The 26,765-nt window shown below is 65.8% G+C and carries 18 protein-coding genes and 2 pseudogenes; 10 read left to right on the top strand and 10 right to left on the bottom strand.

Annotated features, from left to right (window positions below; all coding sequences use genetic code 11):
- The first annotated feature begins 68 nt into the window (after positions 1-68).
- From ACP2WS_RS08310 to ssb, 5 genes are all read left to right on the top strand, one after another.
- Complete coding sequence (locus ACP2WS_RS08310; RefSeq protein ID WP_426460414.1) at positions 69-1,910, top strand: potassium transporter Kup; 1,842 nt, start codon at positions 69-71, stop codon at positions 1,908-1,910.
- Positions 1,911-1,975: 65 nt separating this feature from the next.
- A complete protein-coding gene (locus ACP2WS_RS08305) occupies positions 1,976-2,287 on the top strand; it encodes a hypothetical protein (RefSeq protein WP_374493225.1) in 312 nt (103 codons plus the stop codon).
- A 241-nt stretch (positions 2,288-2,528) separates the two neighbouring features.
- Positions 2,529-3,737 (top strand): MFS transporter, encoded by a 1,209-nt coding sequence (locus ACP2WS_RS08300; protein WP_426460413.1) that lies wholly within the window; start codon positions 2,529-2,531, stop codon positions 3,735-3,737.
- Positions 3,738-3,881: 144 nt separating this feature from the next.
- Positions 3,882-5,138, top strand: coding sequence for an iron-containing alcohol dehydrogenase (locus ACP2WS_RS08295; RefSeq protein ID WP_426460367.1), 1,257 nt, complete (start codon positions 3,882-3,884; stop codon positions 5,136-5,138).
- A gap of 218 nt (positions 5,139-5,356) precedes the next feature.
- Positions 5,357-5,896, top strand: coding sequence for a single-stranded DNA-binding protein (gene ssb, locus ACP2WS_RS08290; RefSeq protein WP_426460366.1), 540 nt, complete (start codon positions 5,357-5,359; stop codon positions 5,894-5,896).
- Positions 5,897-5,994: 98 nt separating this feature from the next.
- On the opposite strand, the pseudogene ACP2WS_RS08285 reads toward ssb, so the two are convergent.
- The 7 genes and pseudogenes from ACP2WS_RS08285 to ACP2WS_RS08255 form a co-directional block, all read right to left on the bottom strand.
- A pseudogene (locus tag ACP2WS_RS08285) lies at positions 5,995-6,987 on the bottom strand (DUF3387 domain-containing protein); the annotation flags it as partial.
- A gap of 66 nt (positions 6,988-7,053) precedes the next feature.
- A pseudogene (locus ACP2WS_RS08280) lies at positions 7,054-9,243 on the bottom strand (type I restriction endonuclease subunit R); the annotation flags it as partial.
- Positions 9,244-9,396: 153 nt separating this feature from the next.
- The gene (locus tag ACP2WS_RS08275; protein ID WP_426460365.1) at positions 9,397-10,734 is read right to left on the bottom strand and encodes an McrC family protein; all 1,338 of its coding nucleotides are present in this window, start codon (positions 10,732-10,734) and stop codon (positions 9,397-9,399) included.
- Positions 10,731-13,475, bottom strand: coding sequence for an McrB family protein (locus tag ACP2WS_RS08270; protein WP_426460364.1), 2,745 nt, complete (start codon positions 13,473-13,475; stop codon positions 10,731-10,733). Before ACP2WS_RS08270 ends, ACP2WS_RS08275 begins: the two co-directional genes overlap by 4 nt.
- Positions 13,472-14,836 (bottom strand): restriction endonuclease subunit S, encoded by a 1,365-nt coding sequence (locus ACP2WS_RS08265; RefSeq protein ID WP_426460363.1) that lies wholly within the window; start codon positions 14,834-14,836, stop codon positions 13,472-13,474. The genes ACP2WS_RS08270 and ACP2WS_RS08265 overlap by 4 nt, the downstream gene beginning before the upstream one ends.
- Positions 14,826-16,388: a class I SAM-dependent DNA methyltransferase gene (locus ACP2WS_RS08260; protein ID WP_426460362.1), complete on the bottom strand. Its 1,563-nt coding sequence runs from the start codon at positions 16,386-16,388 to the stop codon at positions 14,826-14,828. Before ACP2WS_RS08260 ends, ACP2WS_RS08265 begins: the two co-directional genes overlap by 11 nt.
- Before the next feature lie 210 nt (positions 16,389-16,598).
- A complete protein-coding gene (locus ACP2WS_RS08255; protein ID WP_426460361.1) occupies positions 16,599-17,471 on the bottom strand; it encodes a DODA-type extradiol aromatic ring-opening family dioxygenase in 873 nt (290 codons plus the stop codon).
- 158 nt (positions 17,472-17,629) lie between these two features.
- Here ACP2WS_RS08255 and ACP2WS_RS08250 point away from each other — a divergent pair, with 158 nt between their 5' ends.
- Positions 17,630-18,547 carry a LysR family transcriptional regulator gene (locus ACP2WS_RS08250; RefSeq protein ID WP_426460360.1) on the top strand — a complete coding sequence of 306 codons (918 nt, stop codon included), beginning with the start codon at positions 17,630-17,632 and terminating at the stop codon, positions 18,545-18,547.
- A gap of 111 nt (positions 18,548-18,658) precedes the next feature.
- On the opposite strand, the gene ACP2WS_RS08245 is transcribed toward ACP2WS_RS08250, so the two are convergent.
- The 3 genes from ACP2WS_RS08245 to ACP2WS_RS08235 form a co-directional block, all read right to left on the bottom strand.
- Positions 18,659-20,839 carry a polysaccharide biosynthesis tyrosine autokinase gene (locus ACP2WS_RS08245; protein WP_426460359.1) on the bottom strand — a complete coding sequence of 727 codons (2,181 nt, stop codon included), beginning with the start codon at positions 20,837-20,839 and terminating at the stop codon, positions 18,659-18,661.
- Between the two features lie 21 nt (positions 20,840-20,860).
- On the bottom strand, positions 20,861-21,301 hold the full coding sequence (locus tag ACP2WS_RS08240) for a low molecular weight protein-tyrosine-phosphatase (RefSeq protein ID WP_426460358.1): 441 nt from the start codon (positions 21,299-21,301) through the stop codon (positions 20,861-20,863).
- Positions 21,302-21,375: 74 nt separating this feature from the next.
- Positions 21,376-22,584: a polysaccharide export protein gene (locus ACP2WS_RS08235; RefSeq protein ID WP_426460357.1), complete on the bottom strand. Its 1,209-nt coding sequence runs from the start codon at positions 22,582-22,584 to the stop codon at positions 21,376-21,378.
- Positions 22,585-22,794: 210 nt separating this feature from the next.
- Between ACP2WS_RS08235 and radA the strand changes: the two genes are divergently transcribed.
- The 4 genes from radA (at position 22,795) to ACP2WS_RS08215 (ending at position 26,764) form a co-directional block, all read left to right on the top strand.
- Positions 22,795-24,195, top strand: coding sequence for a DNA repair protein RadA (gene radA / locus ACP2WS_RS08230; protein WP_374493250.1), 1,401 nt, complete (start codon positions 22,795-22,797; stop codon positions 24,193-24,195).
- A 207-nt stretch (positions 24,196-24,402) separates the two neighbouring features.
- Positions 24,403-25,338: a branched-chain amino acid transaminase gene (locus ACP2WS_RS08225; protein WP_426460356.1), complete on the top strand. Its 936-nt coding sequence runs from the start codon at positions 24,403-24,405 to the stop codon at positions 25,336-25,338.
- 54 nt (positions 25,339-25,392) lie between these two features.
- Positions 25,393-25,611, top strand: a complete 219-nt coding sequence (locus ACP2WS_RS08220) for a zinc-finger domain-containing protein (RefSeq protein WP_426460355.1) — start codon at positions 25,393-25,395, stop codon at positions 25,609-25,611.
- Between the two features lie 37 nt (positions 25,612-25,648).
- Positions 25,649-26,764 (top strand): glycosyltransferase, encoded by a 1,116-nt coding sequence (locus ACP2WS_RS08215; protein WP_426460354.1) that lies wholly within the window; start codon positions 25,649-25,651, stop codon positions 26,762-26,764.
- The last annotated feature ends 1 nt before the right edge of the window (position 26,765 follow it).

Raw genomic sequence — 26,765 nt, 5'->3', positions numbered from 1 at the left:
GGTCAGGGCCCCTGGCACACGCATCGCCCTTGCAGAATCAGGAACACCACGCCCCCACCTCCCTGCCCATGCTCATCCTCGGTGCCATGGGCATCGTCTACGGCGACATCGGCACCAGCGTGCTCTACGCGGTCAAGGAGGTGTTCGGGTCGGGCCATGTGCCCTTCACGCCCACCAACGTCTACGGCATTCTCTCGATCTTCTTCTGGACGCTCACGGTCATCGTCACGCTCAAGTACGTGACGCTCGTGCTGCGCGCCGACAACAACGGCGAAGGGGGTCTGGTCGCCATGCTCACGCTCGCCTCGCAGGCGGTGCAGGACCGGCCCCGGCTGCGCCACTGGATGCTGCTGGTGGGCATCTTCGGCACCTGCCTCTTCTACGGCGACGGGGTCATCACCCCGGCCATCTCGGTGCTCTCGGCGGTCGAGGGGCTCGAAGTCGTCTCCCCGACCTTTCAGGAGTACGTGATTCCCATCACCCTCGTCGTGCTGCTGGTGCTGTTCTGGGTGCAGAAGCACGGCACGGCCGGCATCGGGCGCTTCTTCGGGCCGGTCATGTCGCTGTGGTTCCTGGTGATCGCCGCGCTCGGCATCTGGCACATCGCCGGCCACCCGGAAATCCTCAAGGCCATCAGCCCCACCTACGCCCTGCACTTCATCTGGAGCCAGCCCAAGGTGACCTTCATCATCCTGGGGGCCGTGGTGCTGTGCGTCACCGGCGGCGAGGCGCTGTACGCCGACATGGGCCACTTCGGCAAGCGGCCGATCCGGCTGGCCTGGTACTTCATGGTCATGCCCGCGCTCACGCTCAACTATTTCGGGCAGGGCGCCCTGCTGCTGGCCCACCCCTCGGCCGTGAAGAACCCCTTCTTCCTGCTCGCGCCGACCTGGGGCCTGGTGCCGCTCGTGGTGCTGGCCACCGCCGCCACGGTCATCGCCTCGCAGGCACTCATCTCGGGCGCCTTCAGCGTCACCAAGCAGGTGGTGCAGCTCGGCTTCCTGCCCCGTCTGCAGGTGCTGCACACCAGCGCGCGTGAGGCGGGCCAGATCTACGTGCCGCTGGTGAACTGGAGCCTGTTCGTGATGATCGTGCTCGCCGTGATGCTGTTCCGCTCGTCGAGCCACCTGGCGGCTGCCTACGGCATTGCGGTGACGACCGACATGCTCATCACCACGCTGCTCACCTTTGTGGTGATCCACTACGGCTGGCACATGCGCATGCTGCCGGCCCTGCTGGCCACGAGCTTCTTCCTGGTGGTGGATCTGGCGTTCTGGGGCTCCAACCTGCTCAAGCTCGCCCACGGGGGCTGGTTTCCGCTGCTCATTGCGGGGTCGGTGTTCGCCCTCATGGTGACCTGGCGCGACGGCCGGGCCCTGCTCAACCGCAAGCTCGTCTCGGAAGGCATGGAGCTCAAGCCCTTTCTGGATGCGGTCTTCATGGCCCCGCCCACGCGCGTGGCCGGCACCGCCGTGTTCCTGACCGCCAACCGCATGAACGTGCCCAACGCCCTGCTGCACAACCTCAAGCACAACAAGGTGCTGCACGAGCAGAACATCTTCGTGACCGTCTGCAACCACGAGTCGCCCTGGATCGACCCGGCCGAGCGCGTGACGGTGGAGTCGCTCGGGCATGACTGCTGGCAGGTCGTGGTGAACTACGGCTACATGGACGAGCCCAACCTGCCCCAGGCGCTGTCCGTGCTCACGGCCCACGGCTGCCAGCTCGACCCCATGCTCACGAGCTACTTCCTCTCGCGCGACAGCGTGGTGCCCACGGTGGGCGACGGCATGGCACCCTGGCGCGAAAAGCTCTTTGCCCAGATGCACCACAACGCCAGCGGCGCCGCCGACTTCCTGCACCTGCCGAGCAACGCGGTGGTCGAACTCGGCTCCAAGGTGGAAATCTGAACCTCCTGCCGCTCATGCGGGGGCGCCCTGCCTCCTTCCCTTCCTCTCACACGCTCCGTTCTGACATGCATGCCCTGCTCCCATCCCGTCCGTTCCGATGCCTGCTGGCTGCCGTGCTTGGCCTGCTGATGGCCCCCCTGGCAGCTTCCGCCGCGCCCTCGGCCCCCACCGAGATGTACGTCTACCACTGCCAGACGCCCGACGGCCGCACTTCCATGCAGCAGTCGGCCTGTGCCTCGGGCCGCCAGAAGGTCACGCGCGTGACCACCCACCGCCGCAGCACACGCGGCGAGGCGCGCCCCTGCCTGGTGGGCAAACGCGGCGGCCGCTATACCCTGACGCCCTCCGGCCGCAAGAACTACCACGGCTGCCGCTGACGCCACCCCCACGGCACGATCAGGGCCTTTGTGCTCCGATATCCGTAAAATCCCTGAAAATGGCGTTTTCAGCGCCCTGCGTGCCGCCCTGTCCTGCGACACGCACAGCTCCTGCCGCCACGCCAGCCCCTCCCCCCGCGAAGGACGGCTGCCGGGCGGCACTTCCGTTGCAAGGACCGCCTTCGTGAACACCCCTGCCTCCTCCGTCCCCGCCGCTGGCGACGCGGACTCCTCCAGCAAGATGAATCCCTCCGAGCGCCACGCCAGTCTGGGCCTGGCGCTCATCTTCGCCCTGCGCATGCTGGGCCTGTTTCTGGTCGTGCCGGTCTTCGAGATCGAGGCGAGCCACTACCCCGGCGCCAATCCGGCGAGCATCGGCCTGGCCATGGGCGTGTACGGCCTCACCCAGGCGGTGCTGCAGCTGCCCTTCGGCATGGCGTCCGACCGCTTCGGGCGCAAGCGCATGATCACGCTGGGGCTGGTGGTCTTTGCCATCGGCAGCGCAGTGGCTGCGCTGGCCACTTCGCTCGACGGCCTGCTCTGGGGCCGTGCCCTGCAGGGAGCGGGAGCCGTGTCGGCCGCCGTGACCGCCCTGCTCGCCGACCTCACCCGCGATGCGGTGCGCACCAAGGCCATGGCCATCATCGGCGGCAGCATCGGCCTGGTGTTCTCGGTGGCGCTGATCCTCTCCCCGCTGCTCGACGCGCTCATGGGCCTGTCGGGCATGTTCTGGCTCGTGGCCGTGCTCGCCCTGCTGGCCATCGCCGGCCTGTACCTGATCGTGCCGGACGAACCCCCGCTGCACAAGGGCCACGCCGTCGGCGGCTCGCTCGCGGCCGTGCTGCGCCACCCCGACATGCTGCGGCTCAACGTCAGCGTGTTCGTGCTGCATGCCGTGCAGCTGGCCATGTGGATGGTGGTGCCCATGCTGCTGGTGCAGGCCGGGCTCGACAAGAACCACCACTGGGAGGTGTACCTCCCGGCCGTGATCGGCTCCTTCGTGGTCATGGGCGGCGTGCTGTTCCGCATGGAGCGCCAGGGCCGGCTGCGCGAGGTGTTCCTGACCTCCATCGTGCTCGTGGGGCTGGTGCAGCTCGCGCTGTGGTGGCTCGCCGGCCGCCAGGCCATCGGCATCGCACCCTCGATGTGGAGCATCGCGCTGGCGCTGCTGGTGTTCTTCAGCGGCTTCAACATGCTCGAAGCCTCCCAGCCCAGCATCATGTCGCGCCTGGCCACGCCGCAGACCCGCGGCATGGCCCTGGGCGTCTACAACACCATGCAGTCGCTCGGCCTGTTCACGGGTGGTGCGCTCGGCGGCGTGCTGCTCAAGGTGGCCGGTGCCCAGGCCCTGTTCCTGGGCAGCGCGGCCCTGACCGTGCTGTGGCTCGTGGCCGTGTGGGGCCTGCGCCCGCCGGCCCGCCCGCCCCGTCCAGCGGCTCGCGCGGCCTGAGGCCCCCGCATCCCGGCCTCGGCCCCAGCAGGCCCGCCGGGGCCTGCGGAAAGCCGGACATCCGGGGAAAACCCGGTTTTCTGCACGACCGTGCGGAAAAAGAAGCTCCCCATGCGAAGATGGCCCTCTTCCGGGAGCTCCTGCATGTACCTCGCAAGCCGCCTGCGCGTGGCCATCAACCGCGCCGCCCTGCCCTTTCTCGTCTTTCCCCGGCCGCTGTCCCTGGTCGGGCCGCATGCTGCCCTGAGCCTGTGCCGCACCATCGCCCGCAGCGGTGCCCGACAGGTGCTGCTCGTCACCGATGCGCCGCTGGTACAGCTCGGTCTGGTCGATCCGCTGCGCCATGCGCTGGAGGATGCCGGCGTCCGTATGAACCTGTTCGACGAGGTGCAGCCCGATCCCGACGATGCGCTGGTGCTGCGCGGCGTGGCACGGCTGCGCCAGACCGGCGCCGATGCCGTGCTGGCGGTCGGCGGTGGCTCCTCCATCGACTGCGCCAAGGCCATGGTGCTGTGCCATGCCAACCACCGCCCCCCGGCGGAGCTGCGCGGGCTGTGGCTGTATGCGCGCCCCCGCCGCCGGGGGCTGCCGCTCTTTGCCGTGCCCACCACGGCAGGCACCGGCTCCGAGGTGACCATTGCGGCCGTCATCGCCGACCGCGACAGCCACACCAAGATCGCCCTGATCGACCCCAGACTCACCCCCGACATGGTGGCGCTCGACCCGCTGCTCACGCTCGGGCTGCCGCCCTTTCTGACCGCCTGCACCGGCATGGATGCCCTCACCCACGCCATCGAGGCCTACCTCTCCACGCTGGCCCGGCCCGATACGGACACCCTCGCCCGCACCGCCTGCGCCACCCTCGTGCGCACGCTGCCGCAGGTCTTCCGCAACGGGCATGACCTGACCGCCCGCGAGGACATGCTCCTGGCCTCCAGCATGGCGGGTCTTGCCTTCACCCGGGCCGGCGTAGGGTATGTGCACGCCTTCGCCCACCAGCTCGGCGGGCTCTATGGCGTGCCGCACGGGCTGGCCAACGCCATCGTCCTGCCCGAAGTGCTCGCCCACGCCCTGCCGGCCTGCACGCACCGGCTGGCCGATCTGGCCCGCTGCGCCGGTGTGGCCCAGGCCTCCCTGCCCGATGCCGATGCCGCCACGGCCTTCATCGCCCACATCCGCCAGCTCAACGCCGCCATGGGCATTCCCTCCACCGTGCAGGCGCTGCGGGCGCAGGATGTCGACCTGCTCATCGACCGCGCCTTTGCCGAGGCCCACGGCACCTACGGCATTCCCCGCTACCTCGACCGCCCCACCGCCCGCGCCCTGCTCGCCCGCCTGCTCCCGGCATCGCCCGAGGCCACAGCGACGCCCGCAGCCTCCTTTCCGGCATCGCCGGCGTGATCCGCATTCCGCACGCGGTATCATCCCGGTCCTTTCCTGCCACCCCATGCCCCCGCCGTCCGGGGAATTGGCAAGGGCTTCCGCATCCTGCACAATGCCATGCGTCTCCCGCAGGCATGCGCACCGGCCGCCTGCGGCGGGAATGTGTCCTTATTTTTTCATCACCCCCCTTGCCTCCCTCCGGCTGACAGGCAAGGGACTAGGAAGGAACGAATTCCATGGCATCCGTCAACAAAGTCATTCTGGTGGGCAACCTCGGGCGCGACCCCGAAATGCGCAGCTTCCCCAGCGGCGACCAGATCGCCAACGTCACCCTGGCCACCACCGACCAGTGGAAGGACAAGCAGACCGGCGAGCGCCGCGAGCACACCGAGTGGCACCGTCTCGTCTTCAACGGCCGCCTGGCCGAAATCGCCGGCCAGTACCTGCGCAAGGGCTCGCAGATCTACGTCGAAGGCAGCATCCGCACCCGCAAGTGGCAGGATCAGGCCACCGGCCAGGACCGCTACGCCACCGAAATCCGCGTCGACCAGATGCAGATGCTCGGCCGCCGCGAAGGCATGGGCGGCCAAGGCGGCGGCTCCGGCTATGGCGAGGACGACAGCTACGGCCAGTCCGCCGGCGGCTACAGCGCCCCGGCCCGTGCCGCTGCCGCCCCCCGCGCACCGGCTCCCCGCCCCGCAGCAGCCCCCGCCGCTCCGGCCCCGGCAGCCGACGCAGGCGGATTCGGCGATATGGACGACGACATCCCGTTCTGATCGCCCCGCCTCCCGGCCACATGCTGCAAGCCCGCACTCCCGCAAGGACGCGGGCTTTTTGCCGTGCGGGCGGACAGGCGGGCGCAGGCCCTGCGCTCTCAGGCCGGCATCCACTCGTCCCCAATGGTCTCGGCCTGCTCCAGCACCAGCTCCACTGCCGCGTCGGCCAGGTCGGGCGGGTACTTGTACTTGCGCAGGATGCGCTTGACCATGAGCCGCAGCTTGGCCCGCACGCTCTCGCGCTGGGCCCAGTCCACGCTGATGTTCTGCCGCAGGTTGTGGGTCAGCTCGTGGGCGATCTTCTTGAGCGTTTCGTCGCTCATCTCGCGCACGGCGGACTCGTTGGCGAGCAGCGCATCGTAGAACTTCACCTCGTCCTCGCTCAGTCCCAGGCGCTCGCCGCGTGATGCGGCCTCGCGGAACTTGCGGGCCATGTCGACCAGCTCTTCCATGACCTGCGCGGTTTCGATGGAGCGGTTCTGGTAGCGCCGGATGACGTTGCCCAGCAGCTCCGAGAACCGGCGCTCCTGCACCAGGTTGGTGGCAAACCGGCTCCTGATCTCGCCCTCCAGCAGGCGCTCCAGCAGCTCCGCAGCCAGATTGCGTTCCGGCAGGTTCTGCACCTGGGCCAGAAAGTCGTCGTCGAGCAGGCCGATGTCGGGCTTGTCCAGCCCCACGGCATCGAAGATGTCCACCACGCTGTCCGAGACCACGGCCGAGCCGATGATCTGGCGAATCGCGAGCTCGCGCTGCTCGTCGGTCTTGCGCTGCCGGGTCGTGTCCTTCTTGGTCAGAATCACCTTCACGGCCTGCATGAAGGCCACTTCCTCGCGCACGGCACGGGCTTCGTCGAGCGTGCAGCACAGCGTGAAGGCCTTGCCCAGGGCCAGCGCCGCGTCGGCAAAGCGCTTTCTGCCGTCGCGCGGGCCGTCTCCCCGGAGCCCCAGAATGTGGTTGGCCGCGCCGGCCAGCACGCGGTGTCCGCCCGTGAGAAAGCCGCTGTAGTCGAAACCATGCAGCATGCTGCGCAGCACGTCGAGCTTTTCTTCGAGCACGGCGTAGGCTTCGTGGGCATCGAGCGTGGGCTTGCCACGGCCCTGGCTGGCGGTGTACTCCTTCATCGCGGCCTTCAGCTCGTTGCCGATGCCGATGTAGTCCACCACCAGGCCGCCCTGCTTGTCGCGGAACACGCGGTTCACGCGGGCAATGGCCTGCATGAGGGTGTGGCCCTTCATGGGCTTGTCGACATACAGGGTGTGCACGCAGGGGGCGTCAAAGCCGGTCAGCCACATGTCGCGCACGATCACCATACGCAGCGGGTCGGCCGGGTCCTTGAAGCGCCGTTCCAGCAGCTTTCTGACCTGGGCGCTGTAGATGTGCGGGCGCAGCAGCGCCTTGTCGCTGGCCGATCCCGTCATCACGATCTTGATGGCACCCCGGGCGGGGTCGGGGTCGTGCCAGTCGGGGCGCAGCCGGACGATGGCGTCGTACAGGTGCACGCAGATGTCGCGGCTCATGGCCACGACCATGGCCTTGCCGCTCTGCGCCCGGTTGCGTTCCTCGAAGTGGCTGACCAGATCGGCCGCCACCGCCGCCACCCGGGGCTCCGCCCCCACCACCTTTTCCAGCGCAGCCCAGCGGGTCTTGAGGCGGGCCTGGGTGCTTTCCTCCTCGTCCTCGGTGAGCTCGTCCACCTCCTCGTCGAGATGGGGCAGCTCGTCCTCCTTCAGGCTGAGCCTGGCCAGACGGCTCTCGTAGTAGATGGCCACCGTGGCGCCATCTTCCTTGGCCTGCTGCATGTCGTAGACATGGATGTAGTCGCCAAACACCGCCCGCGTGTCGCGGTCCGCGCTGGACACGGGCGTGCCGGTGAACGCCACGAAGGTCGCATGGGGCAGCGCATCGCGCAGGTGCTGGGCATAGCCGGCCTGGTACCTGTGCACCTCGGGCGCTGCGGCAGGCGTCACGCCATACGCGGCGGGCGGCGCCAGACGCGCTGCCAGCGCCTCCCCGGCTCCGCGCCTGTGGCCGGTCGTCAGGGCAGGCGTGCGGCCATCGGCTGCGGCCGACGCCACAGCCGCCCGGGGCCGCAGGGTCTTGAACCGGGCCTCGAAGCCGTACTGCGTGCGGTGCGCCTCGTCGGCAATCACCACGATGTTGCTGCGGTCCGAGAGCAGCGGGAAGGTGTCCTCGTCCTCCCCCGGCATGAACTTCTGGATGGTGGCAAACACAATGCCGCCCGAAGGACGGTTGGCCAGCCTGGCGCGCAGGTCCTGCCGGGTGTGCGCCTGCACCGGCTGCTCGCGCAGCAGATCCTGCGCCAGACTGAACACGCCAAAGAGCTGGCCGTCCAGATCGTTGCGGTCCGTCAGCACCACGATGGTGGGGTTCTGCATGGCCGGCTCCTGCATCACCCGCGCCGCAAAGCAGGTCATGGTGATGCTCTTGCCGCTGCCCTGGGTGTGCCACACCACGCCCCCCTTGTGCGAGCCGCCCGGACGGGAGGCCGCCACCACATGCTCGATGGCCGCACGCACCGCATGAAACTGGTGGTAGCCCGCAATCTTCTTGACCAGCCCGCCGTCATCCTCGAACAGCACGAAGTAGCGCAGGTATTCCAGCAGGTTCGCCGGCGCCAGCAGCCCGCGCACCAGCGTCTCCAGCCCGTTGAACGCGCCCAGCGGATCGAGCGTCACGCCGTCGATGGTGCGCCAGGCCATGTAGCGCTCGGCCGTGCTCGACAGCGCGCCCATCAGGGCCTCGGAGCCGTCCGACACCACCAGCACCTCGTTGTACTGGAACACATCGGGAATCTGCTCCTTGTAGGTCTGGATCTGCTCGTAGGCCTTCCAGACATCGGCGTTCTCGTCGGCCGGGTTCTTCAGCTCCAGCAGCACCACGGGCAGACCGTTGAGGAACAGCACGATGTCGGGCCGGCGCGTGTGGTGCGGCCCCCTGAGCGAGAACTGGTTCACCGCCCACCAGACATTGGCCTGCGGATGCTCCCAGTCCACCAGCCGCACAAGGTCGCCCCGCGTTTCGCCGTCCTTCTGGTACTGCACCGGCACCCCGCCCACCAGCAGATGGTGAAAACGCCGGTTGGCCGACAGCAGTGCGGGCACGCCCAGATCCTGCACCTGCCGGAAGGCATCCTCCCGCGCCGCAGGCGGAATGTGCGGATTCAGGCGGGCGATGGCATCGCGCAGGCGCTCCGGCAGCAGCGCCTGGCGGAAGTGGTCGCGCTCAGGAGCGGGGCCATCAGGGGCGATGTCGTACCCGCTCAGATGGGTATAGCCGACCTCGACGAGCCAGCTCAGAGCATCCTTTTCAAGTTGGTCTTCGGTCATAGGCCTCCCAGCCCCTTCAGATACCCAGAATCAGGTGTATCAGTTGAAATTGTTGCAGAAGAGGCTTGGCGTCAGCCATCCAGTTCATCGGCAAACCTCGAGATGAAACCGGCAACACCCACTCGTCGGTGATTAGGACTTTGGGGTAAGTCATCAGTAGATTGGCTGATAAGGAAAACTGAGGTGAGCAGTATCAGTGCTCCGCGAAGCTCGAAGCCGGGCCATTGGAAGCGTCAGTTGCGATGACTCAATCAATTGGTCTGCCTCCAGATCAAATGGCACTACGTGCAGCCGCAGTTCATCCGAGAAGCAGAACGGCTGCAAGGGCTTACGGAATCTGGGGCTCATGGGGTAGATCAGTGCCATGTCACCCGCACCGCCCATGTACTTGTGCCCATAGGCAAACAACTGATAAAGGTCAGGCTGAGACATCCCGTACTTGCCATCTCGGTCGCTTTCATCCAGCACCTTCCACTTGACATCAAGCACCCATTTACGCTGCTGGCCATGCTCTACCAAGATGTCTGGTTCCAGGCGAAACATTTGCTCGCTGCCTTGCCGGCACAGGTATTTGCTGGCTGCTGGGGTTCTGATGCGGCAGGTACCATCCAGCCGATTGCGCAACCAAGCAGCCACATACCGCTCAAACAGCTTGTCCATCGAGAACAGCAGGCTCATGCCTTGGGTTGACCCATGCACGGCCAGAGGCATCATCTGGCGCAAGATCAGTTGGCACCACGGCCGCGCGGCCTGGTAATGCGCCGCCAGTCGATCGTTGCGCCAGGCTTTGAAGTCGGCTTCGATCTGGGTACTGATAGGGATGTCCGCCAGCCTCAGACTGAGTGCGTGCGCCAAGAGCCAAGTATCGGGCTGCTGAGTCAGCTTGCAGACACGCTCCAACGCCGTCCTGAGCAAACGGTTCTCCGGGCGATCAGGCGTGAACACATCATGTCGGATCTGGAAGTGGTTAGCCCGACCGAGAGGCTGGCGTAGCTGAGCCACAACGTTCAGCTGCCCACGCAAGAATGACTGCTCTTCTTCCACGCGCTGGTAGCTGAAACGCACCCCACGCTGGACGATGCGGTCCAGCTCTTCCACAAAGCGCTGCATCAACCACTCATGCAGTGGCAGCTTGAAGGTTTCCAGGCTGGCAGCGCCCACCTCGCGGCTAGGCACATCGAAGAACGACTGAATCAGCTTGTGCAGAAGCCGACGGCATGCCGGCGCGGCTTCGGGGGCTTCCGCGTCCATGTGCTTGGGTAGCACCTCCACCGTGGTGCCGCATGGGGTCTGAATGACACCCACATAGCCATCCAGGCGCAAACGCTGCTGCCCCTCGATCTGCAACAAGCTTGCTCCACTGCGCTTGAAGCCTTCGCTGAGCTGGCAGAGGTAATCAAAAGCCGTGGGTGAGACCCCGGCCAAGCTCAGCGTGGGCACACACGCCTCGGTCGTCAACGAGGCATGCTCGCAGACGATGACGTGGCTCACGGCGCGTCCTCAGCCTGTGCACCAGCCTCTTCGGCTGACGACGTAGGGCTGTTGATCACGCCGGCATACGCCTCGATGTTGTCAAACGCGGCCTCGTTGATGTCCCACAAGGGGCGGGCAGACACCTGCACGTTGGCGCCGAACAGGTCCGCCACCTTCACCGGGCTTTGACGTACGAACTGCAAGGCCTTGGGCTTGCGGTGGTCGTTGAGCACCCACTGAATGCGCTGCCAGTCTTCGAAGAAGTACTCTTGCAGCAAGGGCAGCACCTGGCGTCTGAACACTTCGGCCAGCTTGGACAAGGTGGGCTCGGCGACCAGGGGCATGAAGCTGGCATGGCCGATCAGGTGGTCACGGTCCAGCAAGGCCTCGATGCGTTGGTTCATCACCGACAGCAGTGCATCGGCCGGCACGCGGCCCGCCACCTTCACGCCATTGAGCAAAGCTGGCTCAGGAGGCAGTTCTTCAAACACGAAGCGACGGCGCAAGGCCACATCCAGGCTGGCCAGCGAGCGGTCGGCCGTGTTCATGGTGCCGATCAGGTACACGTTGTCAGGCACGGTGAACGGTTCGCGCGAGTACGGCAAGGTGGTGGACAAGGCCTCAGCCTGACCGGCCCGCTTGGAGGGCTCGATGAGGGTGATCAGCTCACCGAAGATGCGAGACACGTTGCCCCGGTTGATTTCGTCGATGATGAGCACATGAGGTTGACGCACCTGCGCAGCCGCACCGCTGGCCGGTAGCTTGGGCTTGAGGTGGTTCGCGATACCCAGGACATAGCTTTCGCAGTAGATCTTCTGCGGAGGCTGCCCCCTGAGCACTTGCTTGACCGCGTCAATGTTGGCCGGTAACGCCTTGTTGGTGGTGGACGAGGCTGGCAAGCACGCCACCGTTTCATTGCCTTCCTGATACGTGACCGTGAAGGGCTTGCCTTTGGGCGTTGTCAAAGTCTGGGGCGTGTCGGCGGCATCGTCCAGAAACTGCTGGATGACCTTGTCCACATCGGGCATGTCTGCCGCGTCCTGGCACAGTTGCTTGAACACGCCGGGCTCGACGCTGTAGCGCAGCCCCTCCGGGCTGGACTGGGCTCGGATGCCTTCGACAAAGTCTTCGTAGCTGAAGCTTTGGTGGAAGGTGACGAACCGCACACGGCCAGCCGCCTTCAGCGCATCAAAACGCGCCTTCATGGCTGCGCGACGCTGATCAGGGTTGGTCTCGGCTTTGAGCGCAGCCAGCAGCGCGGGGTCCAGGATGCGCAGGGCGCGCTCAATGGTCGCGTAGGTTTTGCCGGTGCCGGGCGGGCCATAGAGGATCTGGTTCAAGGGTTCAGAGCTCATGGGGCTGGCCTGAGAGGATGTTGAGGTGGGCGGTGCGCTGGTGGATGAGGCGGGAGCGGCCGCAGCGTGCGGCACGGCGTTGATCAGCAGGCGGTAAAGGCCGTCGGCTTCTTTTTGAATCACCGCCCGGTCGCCTTCTTGCACGCCGAGCTGGTTGAACAGGCCATTGAAGCGCGCCTTGATCCGACCTCGATTGGCAAGCAAACAGGTTTCAATCTGCGTGCCGTTGGGCAAGATGAGCTGGAAGGTGCCAGAGGTCGCCTTCTCGTCAGCCGCGATGACGTGCTCAGGGAACAACGCCTGCAACTTGGGCACCTTGATGTAGCCATTGCGCACCGCACCACCGCTCAACAGCACCGTGAGTGTGGTGCTGGACTGGTTGTAGTCGTCAGGCCAGCAGGCCTCTCGGCTGATCAGGTCAGACACCCGGCTGTCTGCAGCGGCCTGTTCAGCCCAATGCTCGGCCAAGGTGCTGTCCAACATCTGCCAAGCCGGTGGCGGTGCGCCATCGGCCGGTGTGTTGAGCCGCCCCCTTAGGCCTTGCGCGGTGCATTCCAGCTCCAAGGCCACGGCGGTTTGCCACACCTTGGGGTCGTCGGTGCGGCCGGCATGCATGGCTTGTGTGCCGGTGATCCACCAGTCCAGACCGGCTTCGTTCAAGGCCAGGGCTAGGCGACAGAAGGCTTCGGCTTGCCCAGCGGCTTGCAGACGATTGGCCAGGTCGGGCACAGCGGCAAAGTGAGACAGGACTTCTGACGCCTGCGCGGTGGCTTGCTGAGCCTGCGCGGCCTTGATGTTTACGAGCAGGTCTTGATAGAACGCCATCAATCCCCGGTTGCCGCGCTGGGCCATGATGCCGCGGTACAGCGATGCGGCATCTTGAGGTGCATCGGTATCGCCCTGCCAGGCCAACTGCAGCATGGGTCGCAGGTAGATGGGCAGCAAGCAGGGGTTCTGACGGTCTTGGTACAGGAAGGCGATCTTGCGGCGGAAGATGGGCCACAGGTCGATGCTTTCCACCTCGTCCAGACGGCCCGCACGGGCGGCCTGCGCGGTTTGCACAATCAACTGACGGACCTTGGCAAAGGCTTCGTCAGGGGTGGCACCGTACTTGGCGTACCAGCCGTAGTGGGCGTCTTGCAGCACGCCTTTTTGGGCCGAGGGCTCTTTCGAGGTCGTGCCGCTGCGCGAGTAGATACCGAACTTCAGGGAAGAGCCGCCCCAGATGGAGCCCAAGGCTTCGGTGTGTTTTTCCAGCCAGCGGCAGAAGTGATCGTCATCGCCCGCCTGGTTGTACTGCTGCAGCGTCATCTCTGAGAGACGCTCCAGTGGCCAGCGAGCCAGGAAATGTGTCCACAAGGCCTCGCGTTCGTCTACCGTTGGCTCGTCTAGATGCGTGCTCATGCAGCAACCTCTTCAGCAATGTCGGTGATGCGGAGCTGGCCGGAGATGAGGCGGGGGAGAAGGGTGTCGCGCAGTTTAGCTAGTTCACCTATTTGTGCAGCTTGCACCCGATCAAAAATCGGCCTTACTAGCGATGCAAATAATTCGAGGACTCCCCCGCCAGGAACAGCAACCAACTCCTTTTCGAGAAAGTGTGTGGTCTGGAAGTTCGCAATTCCCGTGCTTTGGTTTTGATACTCCCATGTCTTGCCTGCCGCATATATGAACGTCAGGTGCTGACTCAACAAGATGCCAAGCCCCCTGTCTGTCGGCCGGAACAAGCGACAAAAACTGGCAGGTTCAACAGGGCACTCAAACTTCCGCAACAACATTTCCGTCATGTAGAGCGATCGACCTGTGGGTTGATCTTTACTGCCCCCAGAAACCTCCAAGACGATATCGCCGTCCTGTATCTCACGCGAAGCCAACTTCTTTGCACTGGTATATCGGATCGGAACACGGTTTTCCCCGCCTGATTGCAGATCAGGGATATCAGTCCCTCGAATGATCGCTACTCGCGTATCATTTTTCTCATCTGGGGCGTCGCTTCCCCAGTCCCCGCCGATCGTGTGCGAAAGCAAATTGCCAAAGGGAACAAGCTTCCACCCCTTCGGCACCAGCCCCTGCTCTGATTCTTCCAGCGAATCGGGGAACAGGGCGGCGGTGGCGGCGTCCATGCCTTCGGGGGGGTGGCCGGTCATTTTGGCGCGCACGGGGTCGAAATCGACGAACCACGACTTGAACAGCGCCTGGGCGATGGCTTCGAGGGTGGCGTTGGTTTCGCGCAGGAGGGTGATGCGGTCGTCGAGACAACCCAGCGTATCTGCGACGTTTTGCTGCACACACAACGGTGGGCAGGGAACTTGGAAATCCTCAATCATCCGCTTAGTCAGCGCATTTCTCGTAGCCCCTGCCGCGGCCAATCCCATCATCAGGTCTTGCTGCTGCGGAGATGCCAAAAAGTATCGAAGAAAACGAGCGTCGAAGTCTCGCTGTGTTGGTCGAATGATGGCTACATGTTGATTTACCCGCGCCGGAACGAATTGTTGTGGTGCTTGACATACACGAGCAACTGAGTCGCCAGTGATGTTCAACAAGACATCTCCAGCCTTGACCGAAACGCCTTCCAATTTTCTTGCCTGCTCTTCACTGATGTAAGCGAGCCCGGACGACGAGAAGCCATTGTTGTGGACATTCTGGCTGCGAATCAGCCTGACTGGCCCTTGATCGAGGTAAGCATCTTTGCCACCTTTTGGAGTGGCTCCACTACCAATTTTTTCGCAACAGTCCCCCAAGCGCTTGATTAGCCACTCAGAACTCATACCCCAGCCTCCCCAGTTTCTCCCGAATCAGCGCATCCAGCTCCGCGCCCTTGGTCATCTGCTCGCCCAGCCGGGTGGTGAGCTGCTGCAGCTTGTCGGCAAAGGCTTCGTCGTCGTCTTCCACCTCTTCAGCGCCCACATAGCGGCCGGGGGTGAGGACGTGGCCGTGCTGGGCGATTTCGGCCAGGGGGACGCTGCGGCAGAAGCCGGGTACGTCCGCATAGGCGGCCATTTCTGCGCCGGGGCGGGCTTCGCCGCGCCAGGCGGCAACGGTGTCGGCGATGCGGGCGATGGCGGCATCGTCGAGTTCGGCCTGCACGCGGGAGATCATCTTGCCCAGCTTGCGGGCGTCGATGAACAGCACTTCGCCGCTGCGCTGCTTCTGTTTGGCCAGAAACCACAGGCAGGCGGGGATCTGGGTGTTGAAGAAGAGCTGCCCCGGCAGAGCGACCATGACTTCGACGACGTCGGCGTCGACCATGGCGGCGCGGATGGCGCCCTCGCTGTTCTGGCTGCTGCTCATGCTGCCGTTGGCGAGCACGATGCCGGCACGGCCGGTGGGCTTGAGGTGGTGGAGCATGTGCTGCAGCCAGGCGTAGTTGGCGTTGCCCTGCGGCGGGGTGCCGTACTGCCAGCGGGGGTCGCCTTCGAGGCTGCCGTGCCACCAGTCGCTGATGTTGAAGGGCGGGTTGGCCAGGATGTAGTCGGCCCGCAGGTCGGGGTGCTGGTCGTGGGTGAAGGTGTCGGCGGGCTCTCGGCCCAGGTTGAAGTCGATGCCCCGGATGGCGAGGTTCATGGCGGCGAGGCGCCAGGTGGTGGGGTTGGCTTCCTGTCCGTAGATGGACACGTCGCCCATGCGGCCGCCGTGGGCTTCGATGAATTTCTCGCTCTGCACGAACATGCCGCCCGAGCCGCAGCAGGGGTCGTACACCTGGCCGCGATGCGGGGCGAGCACGGCCACAAGGGTCCGGACGATGCTGGCGGGGGTGTAGAACTGCCCGCCGCGCTTGCCTTCGGCACTGGCGAACATGCCGAGGAAGTATTCGTACACCTGCCCGAGCACGTCGCGGGCGGTGCCGGGGGTTTGGCCGAAGCCGATGGTGGAGACGAGGTCGACCAGCTCGCCGAGCTTGCCGTCGGGCAGCTGGGCGCGGGCGTAGCGCTTGTCGAGGATGCCCTTGAGCCGGGGGTTTTCGGTCTCGATCAGGTCCAGGGCCTCGTCGATGCGCAGGCCGATGGCGGGCTGCTTGGCGGCGGCGCGCAGGGTTTCCCAGCGGGCGGGCTCGGGCACCCAGAACACGTTGACTTCGCGGTAGTAGTCGCGGTCTTCGAGCTCGGCGTCGATGTCTTCGGGGGCAGCGTTGCCGTAGAAGTATTCGTCGTCGGGGTCGGTGAGGCGGGTGCGCAGCTCGGCCTGGCGGGCGGCAAAGGTGTCAGAGATGTATTTGACGAAGATGAGGCCAAGCACCAGATGCTTGTACTCTGCAGCGTCCATGTTGGCGCGCAGCTTGTCGGCGGTGGCCCAGAGGGTTTTCTTGATGTCGTCGAGCATGGGGCCCGTGAGCGGAATGGAAGGAAAAGGAAAAATGGCAAGGCGGCCACAGGGGTGTGGCCGGATGCATGCATCTTAATTTCCATTGCCGCACATGGCGGGGCCGGGGGAGCGTCTGCGTCGGAATTTGTGTCCCGCCCGGGCCTGCACCTCCCGTCCCCTCCCCGCCCCACCTGCGCCGATGCCGGGGTGCCCTGCGGGAGGGGCCGATCAGGCTGCGGCAGGTGCCTGCCGGGCGGGTGCTCCCAGCCGGAAGCTCGACGCCGTGACGCCGCCCATGAAGCGGTCTTCGTGATAGACCAGCTCGCCCACCTCGTCGGGGGCGGCTCCGGTCGCGACCATGAGCGGCAGCAGATGCTCCTCGCGCGGATGGGCCAGCCGGGCCGCCGGGGCCTGCTCCCAGTGGCGCAGGGCCGCTTCGCGCTCTGCGGCGGGCAGCGCCATGGTGGTGCGCAGCCACTGGTCGAACGCGCTCGACGCCCCCAGCGCCGCCGGCCCGAAGGCGCGCAGGTTGTGGTAGCTCAGCCCGCTGCCGATGATGAGGATGCCCTCGTCACGCAGCGGCGCCAGCGCCCGGCCCAGCGCCAGGTGCTCGGCGGGATCGAGCCCCGTGCGCAGAGAGAGCTGCACCACGGGCATGTCGGCGCGCGGATAGGCCACGGCCATGGGGGCGAACATGCCGTGGTCGAAGCCGCGCTCGGCATCGACCGCCACGGGCAGCCCGGCCGTCTGCAGCAGTTCCACCACGCGCCGCGTCAGGGCCGCATCGCCCGGCGCGGGGTACTCGATCGCATACGTATCCTGCGGAAAGCCGTAGTAGTCATAGACCATGGGCGGGTGCGGATGGGCCTGCACCGTGAAGGCAGGCTCCTCCCAGTGTGCCGACACCATCAGAATGGCACGCGGCGCCCCACCGGCATCGGCAGGCAGACGCGCCAGCGACTGGGCCAGCCGCGCGTAGGGCCCCTGGACCATGCCCGCCATCCACGGCCAGGGGCCGCCGCCATGGGAAATGTAGAACACCGGCAGGCGCGTGCCGGCAGCAGCCGGAGCCACGGGGGCAGAGACGGAAGAAGCAGACATGGCAATCACTCCAGAGATCAGAACGGATGCCCGTGGGACGCCCGCGCCTTGATGGGGGCATGGGCGCAGCGCACGGTGCGCGATGGCTTGAATGTATTGGCAGCAGCAGGAGAGATAAAGATGGAAATCTTCAACACATTGTTCCGATAATACGAACGATGAGCGACAGATTCCAACAGATGCGGGCCTTTGTGCAGGTGGTGGACAGCGGCAGCTTTGTCGCGGCCGCCGAGGCGCTGGACAGTTCCAAGGCCGCCGTGTCGCGGCAGGTGGCAGAGCTGGAGGCCCGGCTCGGCGTGCGCCTGCTGCACCGCACCACCCGCCGGCTCTCCCTCACGGCCGACGGCGAGCGCTTCCATGCCCGCTGCAGGACCCTGCTGGCCGAACTCGACGCCGCCGAGGCCGAGCTGAGCGCACACCACGGCAAGGCCATGGGCGTGCTGCGCGTGAGTGTGCCGGTGAGCTACGGCCTGTGCCGGCTGGCGCCGCTGTGGTCCCGCTTTGCCGCCCTGCATCCGCAGGTGCAGCTGGAAGTGACGCTCTCGGACCTGTTTGCCGACCTGGCCCACGAGGGGCTCGATCTGGCCATCCGCATCTCCCACCAGCCGGGCCCGCACCTGATCGCCCGCCGCCTCGGGCAGGCCCGCATGCGGCTGTGCGCCTCGCCGGCCTACCTGGCCCGCGCAGGCACCCCTGCATCGCCGGTAGAGCTGCCGCACCACCGCCTGCTGGGACACCTGGTGGGAACCGCACGGGACGAATGGGTGTTCCGCCGCCAGGAGGCACGCGCAGCCCCGCTGACGGTGCGCGTGGCTCCGGCTTTCCGGAGCAACAACGGGGACACCTGCGTGGCCATGGCCGTCGCTGGCGAAGGCATTCTCTACGAGCCGGACTTCATCGTGGAACGTGCGCTGCAGGCCGGCACCCTGGTGCCCCTCTGTGCCGACGACACCCACCACCTGCTGGGCATCGACGCCGTCTACGCCAGCCGCCGCCACCTCGCCCCCAAGGTGCGCCTGCTCATCGACTTTCTGGCCACGGAGCTGGGCGGCGAGGCCCTGCCCCCCATGGTATGAGAGGCACCTGCCTCATCCTCCGCAGGCTGACAGAATGACAAAAGGGCCCGCATGCGGGCCCCTTTGCGGGGTGGCCCTTCGGCTGGGCCTTGCCATGGGGGCGCTTCCGTCTCAGGCCTCGTCCTTCTTGTAGTGGGTGTAGGCCTTGTAGGTGTGGTAGGTCGCGGCAGTGCGCTGGATGCCGTTGAGGATCGTGCCCGTGAGCGCGATGTGGTTGTTGGAGAGACGGCTGAGCATCATCTCGACTTCCTTGAGGGTGGTCATCTCGAAGCGCGTGACGCCGATCACCGTTCCGGCATGCTGCCCCAGGATGTTGGCATCGGTGACGGCCAGGGCCGGCGGTGCGTCGAGGATCACGTAGTCGAACTCTGCGGCCAGCTGCTCCAGCAGGGTCTGCATGCGGGCATGGCCCAGCAGCTCGGCCGGATTGTTGCCGTCCTTGAGATGGCCCTGCGAAAGGAACGACAGGTTGGCCACCTCGGTGGCGCGCACATGGGGCTTGCCTTCCCCGCTCTGCGCCAGATAGTCCGCCAGCCCGTCCTCGACCTCCATGCGCAGGAGCTCGTGGAGGTAGCCCTTGCGCATGTCGGCATCGATCAGCACCACGCGCTTGCCGGACTGCGCCATCACCGTGGCCAGGTTGGCACTGATGAAGGTCTTGCCCACCTTGAGGGTGGCCCCGGTCACCATCAGGATGTTGTTGCGTGCCTCCATCATGGAGAAGTACAGGCTGGTGCGCAGCGCCCGCAGGGCTTCCACGGCAATGTCGTCGGGCTTGCTCGCAGCCAGCAGGAAGTCCGAGCGGACATTCTTGTTGCGCTTGCGCAGGTACTTGAGAATCTTGTCGCGCTTGCGCTGAATCTCGGAGAAGGGCACAGAAGCCAGCACCGGAATGCCGATGCTCTCCAGATCCTCGGCATCGTCGATGCCCTGGCGGAAGAGCGTGCGCATGATCACGACCAGCACGGCCAGAAAGCCAAGGCCAAGGGTCGCTGCCAGAATGACAAGAGCCTTCTGCGGCTTGACGGGCTTGTCCAGGGTCTGGGCACGGTCGATGACGCGGACGTTGCCGATCTTGCTGGCCTGGGAAATGCCCAGTTCCTGCTGCTTGTTGAGCAGCTGGAGATAGATGGCCTGCTGGATGTCGACATTGCGCTTGAGGCGGATGACGTCCTGCTGGGTGCCGGGCATGCCCTCGATCTTGGACAGGAGCTGCTTGCGGGCCTTCTCCAGGATCTGCTTCTTCTCGGCAATGGCCTGCGCCATGGGGTGGTCGGGCGTGTAGAGCCGGGTGACTTCGGTTTCCTTGACCTTCAGGTCCGTGAGCTGCATTTCGAGCTGGTTGAGCCCTTCGATGAGCCCCTTGGATTCCACGGTGACGTCCACGGTGGCGTTCTTGTGGCGGTAGGCGTTGTAGGCGTTTTCGGCACGGTCCAGGGCCTCGCGGGTCTTGGGCAGCTGCTGCTCCAGGAATCCGAGGCTGGCGCCGTCCACCTGGGCGGCATATTCCCTGTTCTGCTTGACGTAGAGGTCGACGATGGTGTCGAGCACGCGGCGGGCATTGTCGGGGCTGTAGTCGTTGAGCTGCAGGCCCAGGATGTTGGTGTTCTTGCCGTTTTCGCCCACCATCAGGTTCTTGGACAGGCGCTCCAGCGCTTCCTGTTCGCTCACGGGGCGCACCTCGAAGACATCGCCCGTCTGCACGGCCGAGGGCGCCAGCAGCACGACCACGCCTTCGGGGGTGGAGAGCACATTGCCGGTGCTGCCGGTGTATTCCTTGCCGGACGGCAAAGTCAGCTGATAGTGTCCTGCTGCATCCTTGAACACGATGCTGAACTTTTCATGATGCAGGGCCGCTGGCGCCACGAACTGCTCCAGCCCCAGCCGGGGTTGCCGGGGTGCGGAATCGGCAAACATGCGCGTGTAGAAGGGCGGCGGTACATACACCGGCTCCGTGGCCAGATGCAGCGCCGAGACCGTGTTGCCCAGCACGAGGCGGGAACGGATGATCTGGATTTCAGCATCGGCGTCGCCCTTGGTGTCGCCACCCAGAGGCAGATTCTTGAGATCGCCGAGCAGGGAGTTCTTGTTCTTGGGCTCGATCTGCAGCAACGCATTGGCCTGGTAGACCGGCGTGGTGGCAAAGGCGTAGATCACGCCCAGCACCAGCCCCACCAGAAGGCTCAGGACGATCCAGAACCGGTTGATCAGAATGGCGTGGAAGAGCTTGCGCAGATCGATTTCGTCATCGGTTTCCTGCGTGCGGGATGCGGTATGCGTCGTGGAGGACATAGGGAAGGAATCTTGGAGAAATCAGATCCACTGCATCTTCCGGGCCCATTGCTCGGAGGAAGCTGCAATCAGTTGGTAGGTATCGGCGAAGACTTCGGCACTCTTGCGGTAGGGATCGGGTATCTGCTTGCCGCTTTCCCAGCGGCCCAGCAGCATGACCTTGCCGCGCGCGCTGGGGCTGAGCCGACAGACCGCATCGACATGTTCGTCTTCCATGACCAGGATGAGGTCGCTCTCGGCGCAGAGGGCGGGCGTGAGCTGCCGGGCGACGTGCTGGCTCAGGTCCAGCCCATGGAGCTGCCCCTGGCGCAGCGACTCGGGATCGGCGGGTTGCCCCACCAGAGCCCCCAGCCCTGCCGACTGCACGCTGACCCCGACCGGCGCCAGCTGGCGCAGAGCCGCCTCGGCCAGGGGCGAGCGACAGATGTTGCCGATACAGACCACCAGAATCCTGTTGAACATGGGTAAGCGGAAGAAGCGAGGAAAGAAGGAAGGAAAGGCTCCCCTCGCCCCTGCGGGGCTCGGGGCACCCCGGGTTACTTGACGGAACTGTAGATGGTGGCCACCCAGCCCACGCTGGTCAGACTCGGCAGGATCTGGTTGATCACGCGGTTCCACTTGGCCATGGGCGCCACCGTGACGTACACGATGTCGCTGGGTTCGAGCTTGAACTGGTTGCCGAGCGCAAAGGCCGAGGCGTCGCGCAGATTGAGCTGGTAGATGTCAGCCACCTTCTGGCCCGCCTGCGCGTGGGCACGTGCCCGGATGACGAACACGCCGCTGGCATCGGCCATTTCCTGGTTCATGCCTTCGGCCTGGGCCAGGGCATCGGTCAGGCTCATGCCTCCTTCGCTCATGCGCAGGGCATTCTGCTTCTTGACCTCGCCCATGACGTAGACCTTCATCTGGTCGCCGTTCGGGACGAAGACCACGTCGTCGGGGCCCAGGACCGGATTCTTGCGGGCATCGCCACGGTTCATGTAGTCGTACACCGACACCACGTGGTCGACCCCGCGATGGGTCCAGCGCACGTGGGTGGTGTCGGCATTCTTGCTGAATCCGCCGGCCTGGCTGATGGCATCCATGAGCGTCAGGGGCACGGTGGTGAGAGCCAGCTGGGCGGGTTTTTCGACGGCGCCGCTCACGTTGACGCGCTGGGACCGGAAGGCCATGACGGTCACGTCCACCTGCGGATTGCGGATGTACTTGGCCAGCCGCCGCGCCAGTGCCGAGCGGATCTCGGGCAGGGTACGCCCCGCCACCTGCAGTCTGCCCGCGTAGGGGAAGAAGATGCTGCCCTGCGCGTCCACCCAGGTGCCGGTGCGGGCGGTTTCATTTCCGGTGGCCGTGCTCTGGCCATTCAGCACCTGCGAAGGCAGGGTGGGATTGGTGATCATGGGGCTGCCCAGCTCGGGGTGATCCCAGACCACGACATTGAGAATGTCGCCGGGGCCCACGCGATATTCGTAGCGTGCAGCGCCCCCTGCTCTGCCCGGTGCGTCGTCCCGCGCGGTGCGCTCTCCCTGCAGCTGCTCGATCACGCCGGGAGTGAGCAGGTGCACGTCGAAGAGGCGGTCGAGATCGAAGGGAGTGCCACCGGCCTGGGCTTCCGGCGGAGGCACCACATGCTTGTTGGCAAGGGAGAGGTGGGACCCCGGAATGGCACATCCCCCGAGGAGGAGCGCCACGGCTGCAAGGCAAAGGCTTTTCTTCTGCATGAGAAGTTTGAGGAGAAATGGCGACATCGTTCGATTGTCTCAGATCGCACAGAGGGGTTGATGCCTATTTCTCCATGGGCAGGGCATGGCCCCATGCGCCCATGGAGTATTGCAATGATTGTATAGGCCCAAACCCCCTCGACCCTGCAGGCGGTGCCCGGAGATGCCTGTCTGCATGGCCCTGCTGCCCCCCGAGACACGCGCGGAGCGATGCGGCGTCTTCCCTACAATGCCCGCATGGCCGCCCCCAAATCCCAATACACCTGCACCGCCTGTGGTGCCGTCAGTCCCCGCTGGCTGGGCAAGTGCCCGTCCTGCGGCACCTGGAACAGTCTGGAAGAAACCATCCTCAACCCCGCCCAGGGCGTGGTGGGCAAGAACCGGCTCAGCGGCGGGCACCAGTCGCTCGCAGGGGCCTCGGAAGTGGCCACGCTGGCCGACATCCGGGCCGAGGACGTGGCGCGCACTCCCACCACCCTGACCGAGCTGGACCGCGTGCTCGGGGGCGGCATGGTCGAAGGCGGCGTGGTGCTCATCGGCGGCGATCCCGGCATCGGCAAGTCGACCCTGCTGCTGCAGGCACTCGATGCCCTCCAGCTGCAGGGCCTGCACACGCTGTACGTGACCGGCGAGGAAAGTGCCTCCCAGGTGGCGCTGCGGTCGCGCCGGCTGGGGCTGGAGGGCTCTCAGGTGCGCGTGCTCGCCGAGATCCAGCTCGAAAAGATTCTGGCCACCCTGCAGGCCGAACGGCCCCAGGTGGCCGTGATCGACTCGATCCAGACGGTGTACAGCGACGCCCTCACGAGCGCGCCCGGCAGCGTGGCCCAGGTGCGCGAGTGCGCCGCACACCTCACCCGCTTTGCCAAGGCCCAGGGCACGTCGGTGGTGCTCGTGGGGCATGTGACCAAAGACGGGCAGCTGGCCGGCCCCCGGGTGCTGGAGCACATCGTGGACACGGTGCTGTATTTCGAGGGCGATACCCACAGCGCCTACCGGCTGGTGCGCGCGTTCAAGAACCGTTTCGGCGCCGTCAACGAGATGGGCGTGTTCGCCATGACGGACAAGGGGCTCAAGGGCGTGAGCAACCCGAGTGCCATCTTCCTGAGCACGCACGGCGACCCTGTGCCGGGCAGCTGCGTGCTGGTCACGCTCGAAGGCAGCCGCCCGCTGCTGGTGGAGATCCAGGCCCTGGTCGACGGCTCGGGAGCCAACCCCCGCCGCCTGAGCGTGGGGCTGGAGCGCGACCGGCTGGCCATGCTGCTGGCCGTGCTGCACCGCCACGGAGGCGTGGCCACGGGAGATCAGGACGTGTTCGTCAACGCGGTGGGGGGCGTGCGCATCAGCGAACCGGCGGCCGATCTGGCTGTGCTGCTTGCCATTGCCAGCAGCCTGCGCGGCAAGGCCCTGCCCAAGGGCTTCTTCGCGTTCGGCGAAGTGGGGCTCGCGGGCGAGGTGCGTCCAGCCACACGGGGACAGGAACGCCTCAGGGAAGCCGCCAAGCTGGGGTTCACCACGGCCATCGTGCCGCGCGCCAACGTGCCCCGCAAGCTGGGCAGGGAGGTCGAGGGGCTGACCATCCATGCCGTGGACCGCGTGGAGCAGGCCCTCGATCTGGTGCGCCAGCTGCAGGGGAGCTGACCCGGCTCCGTCCCCTGCAGGGACATGAGAGAAAGAAGGGCCAGGGCAAAACGGCGTCTGGCACGAACGGGGCGCAACTGTGCCCATCTGCCGCCAATCTCCCCCCGCCCCGGGGAAAACGGCGTAAACTTGACAGTTATCCGTCAGGCATGACGGGCACTTTCGTGCCGCCAGGTGCCGACGTCAACACCAAAGGAAGAAAAAATCATGAATGCCGCCAACGACCTTTCCGACCGCGACGGGAAAATCTGGATGGATGGCCAGCTCGTGGAATGGCGCGATGCCAAGGTCCACGTCCTGACCCATACCCTGCACTACGGCTGCGGGGTGTTCGAGGGCGTGCGCGCCTACCAGACCGAGAAGGGCACGGCCGTTTTCCGTCTCAAGGACCACACCGACCGTCTGTTCAACAGCGCCAAGATCCTGCGCATTCCCATGCCTTTCACCAAGGAAGAGGTCATGGAGGCCCAGAAGGAGGTCGTGCGCGCCAACGGTCTGGAAAGCTGCTACCTGCGCCCGCTGGTGTGGCTCGGCTCCGAAAAGCTCGGCGTCTCCCCCAAGGGCACCAAGACCCACGTGATGGTCGCCGCCTGGGGCTGGGGCGCCTACCTGGGCGAGGACGGCATGGCACGCGGCATCCGCGTGCGCACCAGCAGCTATGCGCGCCACCATGTGAACATCACCATGACGCAGGCCAAGGCGGTGAGCAACTACACCAACTCGATCCTTGCCAACATGGAAGCCACCGATGACGGCTACGACGAAGCCGTGCTGCTCGACAGCGCCGGATTCGTGAGCGAAGGCTCCGGCGAGAACGTCTTCATCGTCAAGGATGGCGTGGTCTACACCCCTGACCTGTCGGCAGGTGCGCTCAACGGCATCACCCGCAACACCATCCAGTACGTCTGCAAGGACCTGGGCATCGAGCTGGTGCAGAAGCGCATCACGCGCGACGAGTGCTACATCGCCGACGAAATGTTCTTTACCGGCACCGCTGCCGAAGTGACCCCCATCCGCGAATATGATCGGGTGCAGATCGGCGCAGGCCACCGTGGCCCGGTCACCGAACGCATCCAGAAGGCCTTCTTCGACATCGTGCAGGGCAAGAATCCCCGCTATGCCCACTGGCTGGATGCGGTCTGACCGGCACCGCCGCGTGCCTGCCCGCCCCCTCCCCTCTCTCCGGAGTTTCCAGACATGAGCACCTCCCATTCCTCCGCCCCCGTCGAGGTCAAGGCCAGCGACCTGACCGAACAGGGTGAAATCGCCTGCCCCAGCCCCCTGGCCCACATGGAGCTGTGGAACGGCCACCCGCGTGTCTTCCTGCAGGTGGCCGCCACTGGCGAGGCCCGCTGCCCCTACTGCGGCACCGTCTACCGCCTGGCGGCGGGTGAGGTCGTGGCGCACGGGCACTGAGCGGGTGCCGTCCGGTTCCCCCCGCGCCGCCGGCCCGATGCGCGTCCTGCATTTCGTCACCGGAGGGTTCTCCGGCGCCACGCAGGTGGCGGTGGATCTGTGCCTCGAAGCCCAGCGATCGGGCTCCATGGAGGTGCTGCTGGTGCTGCGCCGCAAGCGCCACACGGACATGCGGCGCGTCGAGGCGCTCCGTGCCCAAGGGCTGGATGTCCGTCTCGTGCCGGGATGGAACCATCTGGCCACCGTGCTGGCCGTCCGCCGCCTGGCCCTGGAGTGGAAACCGGACATTCTGGTGGCGCACGGCTTCAGCGAGCATCTGTGGGGACGCTATGCGGGATGGCTCGCAGGGGTGCCGCACATGGTGCACGTGGAGCACAATTCGCGCGAACGCTACACCCCCTGGCGGCTCAGACAGGCCCTGTGGCTCGAACGCCGGACGGCCGTGAGTGTCGGTGTGTCCGAAGGGGTGCGCGGCCATCTGGTCGACCTGGGATTCCCTGCCGCACAGTGCGTGGCCATTCCCAACGGCATCGACACCGGCCGCTTTCCGCAGGCGTCCCTCGTTCCCTGGGAAGACCGGGAGGTCTCCATCGTCATGGCGGCCCGCTTTGCGCGCCAGAAGGATCACGCCACACTGATCCGCGCCGTGGCCCTGCTGGGGGAGCGTGGGTGGCATCCTGCCCTGCAGCTGGCCGGCCTGGGCAAGTCCAGGCTGCTCGCGCGCAATCGCGCTCTGGCTGCCAGGCTGGGCATCGCCGGGCAGGTGCATTTTCTGGGGCAGGTGTCCGATGTGCCGAATCTGCTGATGCACAGCCGCATCTGTGTGCTGTCCACCCACTACGAGGGCATGCCGCTGTCGCTCGTCGAGGGCATGGCGGCCGGCTGCGCCTGCATCGGTACCAACGTGGTCGGCGTCCGCGAGGTGATCCGGCCAGACCAGACCGGTCTGCTGGTGCCCGAGAACGATGCCCAGGCCCTCGCCGATGCGCTGGAGCGCCTGCTCGCGCATCCTGACGAGGCCCGCCGCCTGGCACAGGCTGCGCGACAGGAAGCCCTGCGCGCCTTCGACATCGGGCTCATGCAGCGGCGGTATGCCCATCTGTTGATGCGGGTGCAGCACGACGAAATCCCCGACATCCTGCCCGAAGACTGAC

Origin of the sequence: Brachymonas moutaii (nom. illeg.) (assembly GCF_049977365.1) — a bacterium.
GTDB lineage: Bacteria > Pseudomonadota > Gammaproteobacteria > Burkholderiales > Burkholderiaceae_C > Brachymonas.
This window is presented reverse-complemented; position numbering and strand designations above follow the sequence as displayed.

What these genes read in the sequence shown, in the direction of transcription:
- ssb (WP_426460366.1), top strand. Translation starts at nt 5,357, where the DNA reads ATGGCATCCGTCAACAAAGTCATTCTGGTGGGCAACCTCGGGCGCGAC.
- ACP2WS_RS08245 (WP_426460359.1), bottom strand. Translation starts at nt 20,839, where the DNA reads ATGTCCTCCACGACGCATACCGCATCCCGCACGCAGGAAACCGATGAC.
- ACP2WS_RS08220 (WP_426460355.1), top strand. Translation starts at nt 25,393, where the DNA reads ATGAGCACCTCCCATTCCTCCGCCCCCGTCGAGGTCAAGGCCAGCGAC.
- ACP2WS_RS08215 (WP_426460354.1), top strand. Translation starts at nt 25,649, where the DNA reads ATGCGCGTCCTGCATTTCGTCACCGGAGGGTTCTCCGGCGCCACGCAG.
- ACP2WS_RS08250 (WP_426460360.1), top strand. Translation starts at nt 17,630, where the DNA reads ATGAGCGACAGATTCCAACAGATGCGGGCCTTTGTGCAGGTGGTGGAC.
- ACP2WS_RS08310 (WP_426460414.1), top strand. Translation starts at nt 69, where the DNA reads ATGCTCATCCTCGGTGCCATGGGCATCGTCTACGGCGACATCGGCACC.
- ACP2WS_RS08240 (WP_426460358.1), bottom strand. Translation starts at nt 21,301, where the DNA reads ATGTTCAACAGGATTCTGGTGGTCTGTATCGGCAACATCTGTCGCTCG.
- radA (WP_374493250.1), top strand. Translation starts at nt 22,795, where the DNA reads ATGGCCGCCCCCAAATCCCAATACACCTGCACCGCCTGTGGTGCCGTC.
- ACP2WS_RS08265 (WP_426460363.1), bottom strand. Translation starts at nt 14,836, where the DNA reads ATGAGTTCTGAGTGGCTAATCAAGCGCTTGGGGGACTGTTGCGAAAAA.
- ACP2WS_RS08295 (WP_426460367.1), top strand. Translation starts at nt 3,882, where the DNA reads ATGTACCTCGCAAGCCGCCTGCGCGTGGCCATCAACCGCGCCGCCCTG.
- ACP2WS_RS08260 (WP_426460362.1), bottom strand. Translation starts at nt 16,388, where the DNA reads ATGCTCGACGACATCAAGAAAACCCTCTGGGCCACCGCCGACAAGCTG.
- ACP2WS_RS08225 (WP_426460356.1), top strand. Translation starts at nt 24,403, where the DNA reads ATGAATGCCGCCAACGACCTTTCCGACCGCGACGGGAAAATCTGGATG.
- ACP2WS_RS08270 (WP_426460364.1), bottom strand. Translation starts at nt 13,475, where the DNA reads ATGAGCACGCATCTAGACGAGCCAACGGTAGACGAACGCGAGGCCTTG.
- ACP2WS_RS08300 (WP_426460413.1), top strand. Translation starts at nt 2,529, where the DNA reads ATGAATCCCTCCGAGCGCCACGCCAGTCTGGGCCTGGCGCTCATCTTC.
- ACP2WS_RS08305 (WP_374493225.1), top strand. Translation starts at nt 1,976, where the DNA reads ATGCATGCCCTGCTCCCATCCCGTCCGTTCCGATGCCTGCTGGCTGCC.
- ACP2WS_RS08255 (WP_426460361.1), bottom strand. Translation starts at nt 17,471, where the DNA reads ATGTCTGCTTCTTCCGTCTCTGCCCCCGTGGCTCCGGCTGCTGCCGGC.
- ACP2WS_RS08235 (WP_426460357.1), bottom strand. Translation starts at nt 22,584, where the DNA reads ATGTCGCCATTTCTCCTCAAACTTCTCATGCAGAAGAAAAGCCTTTGC.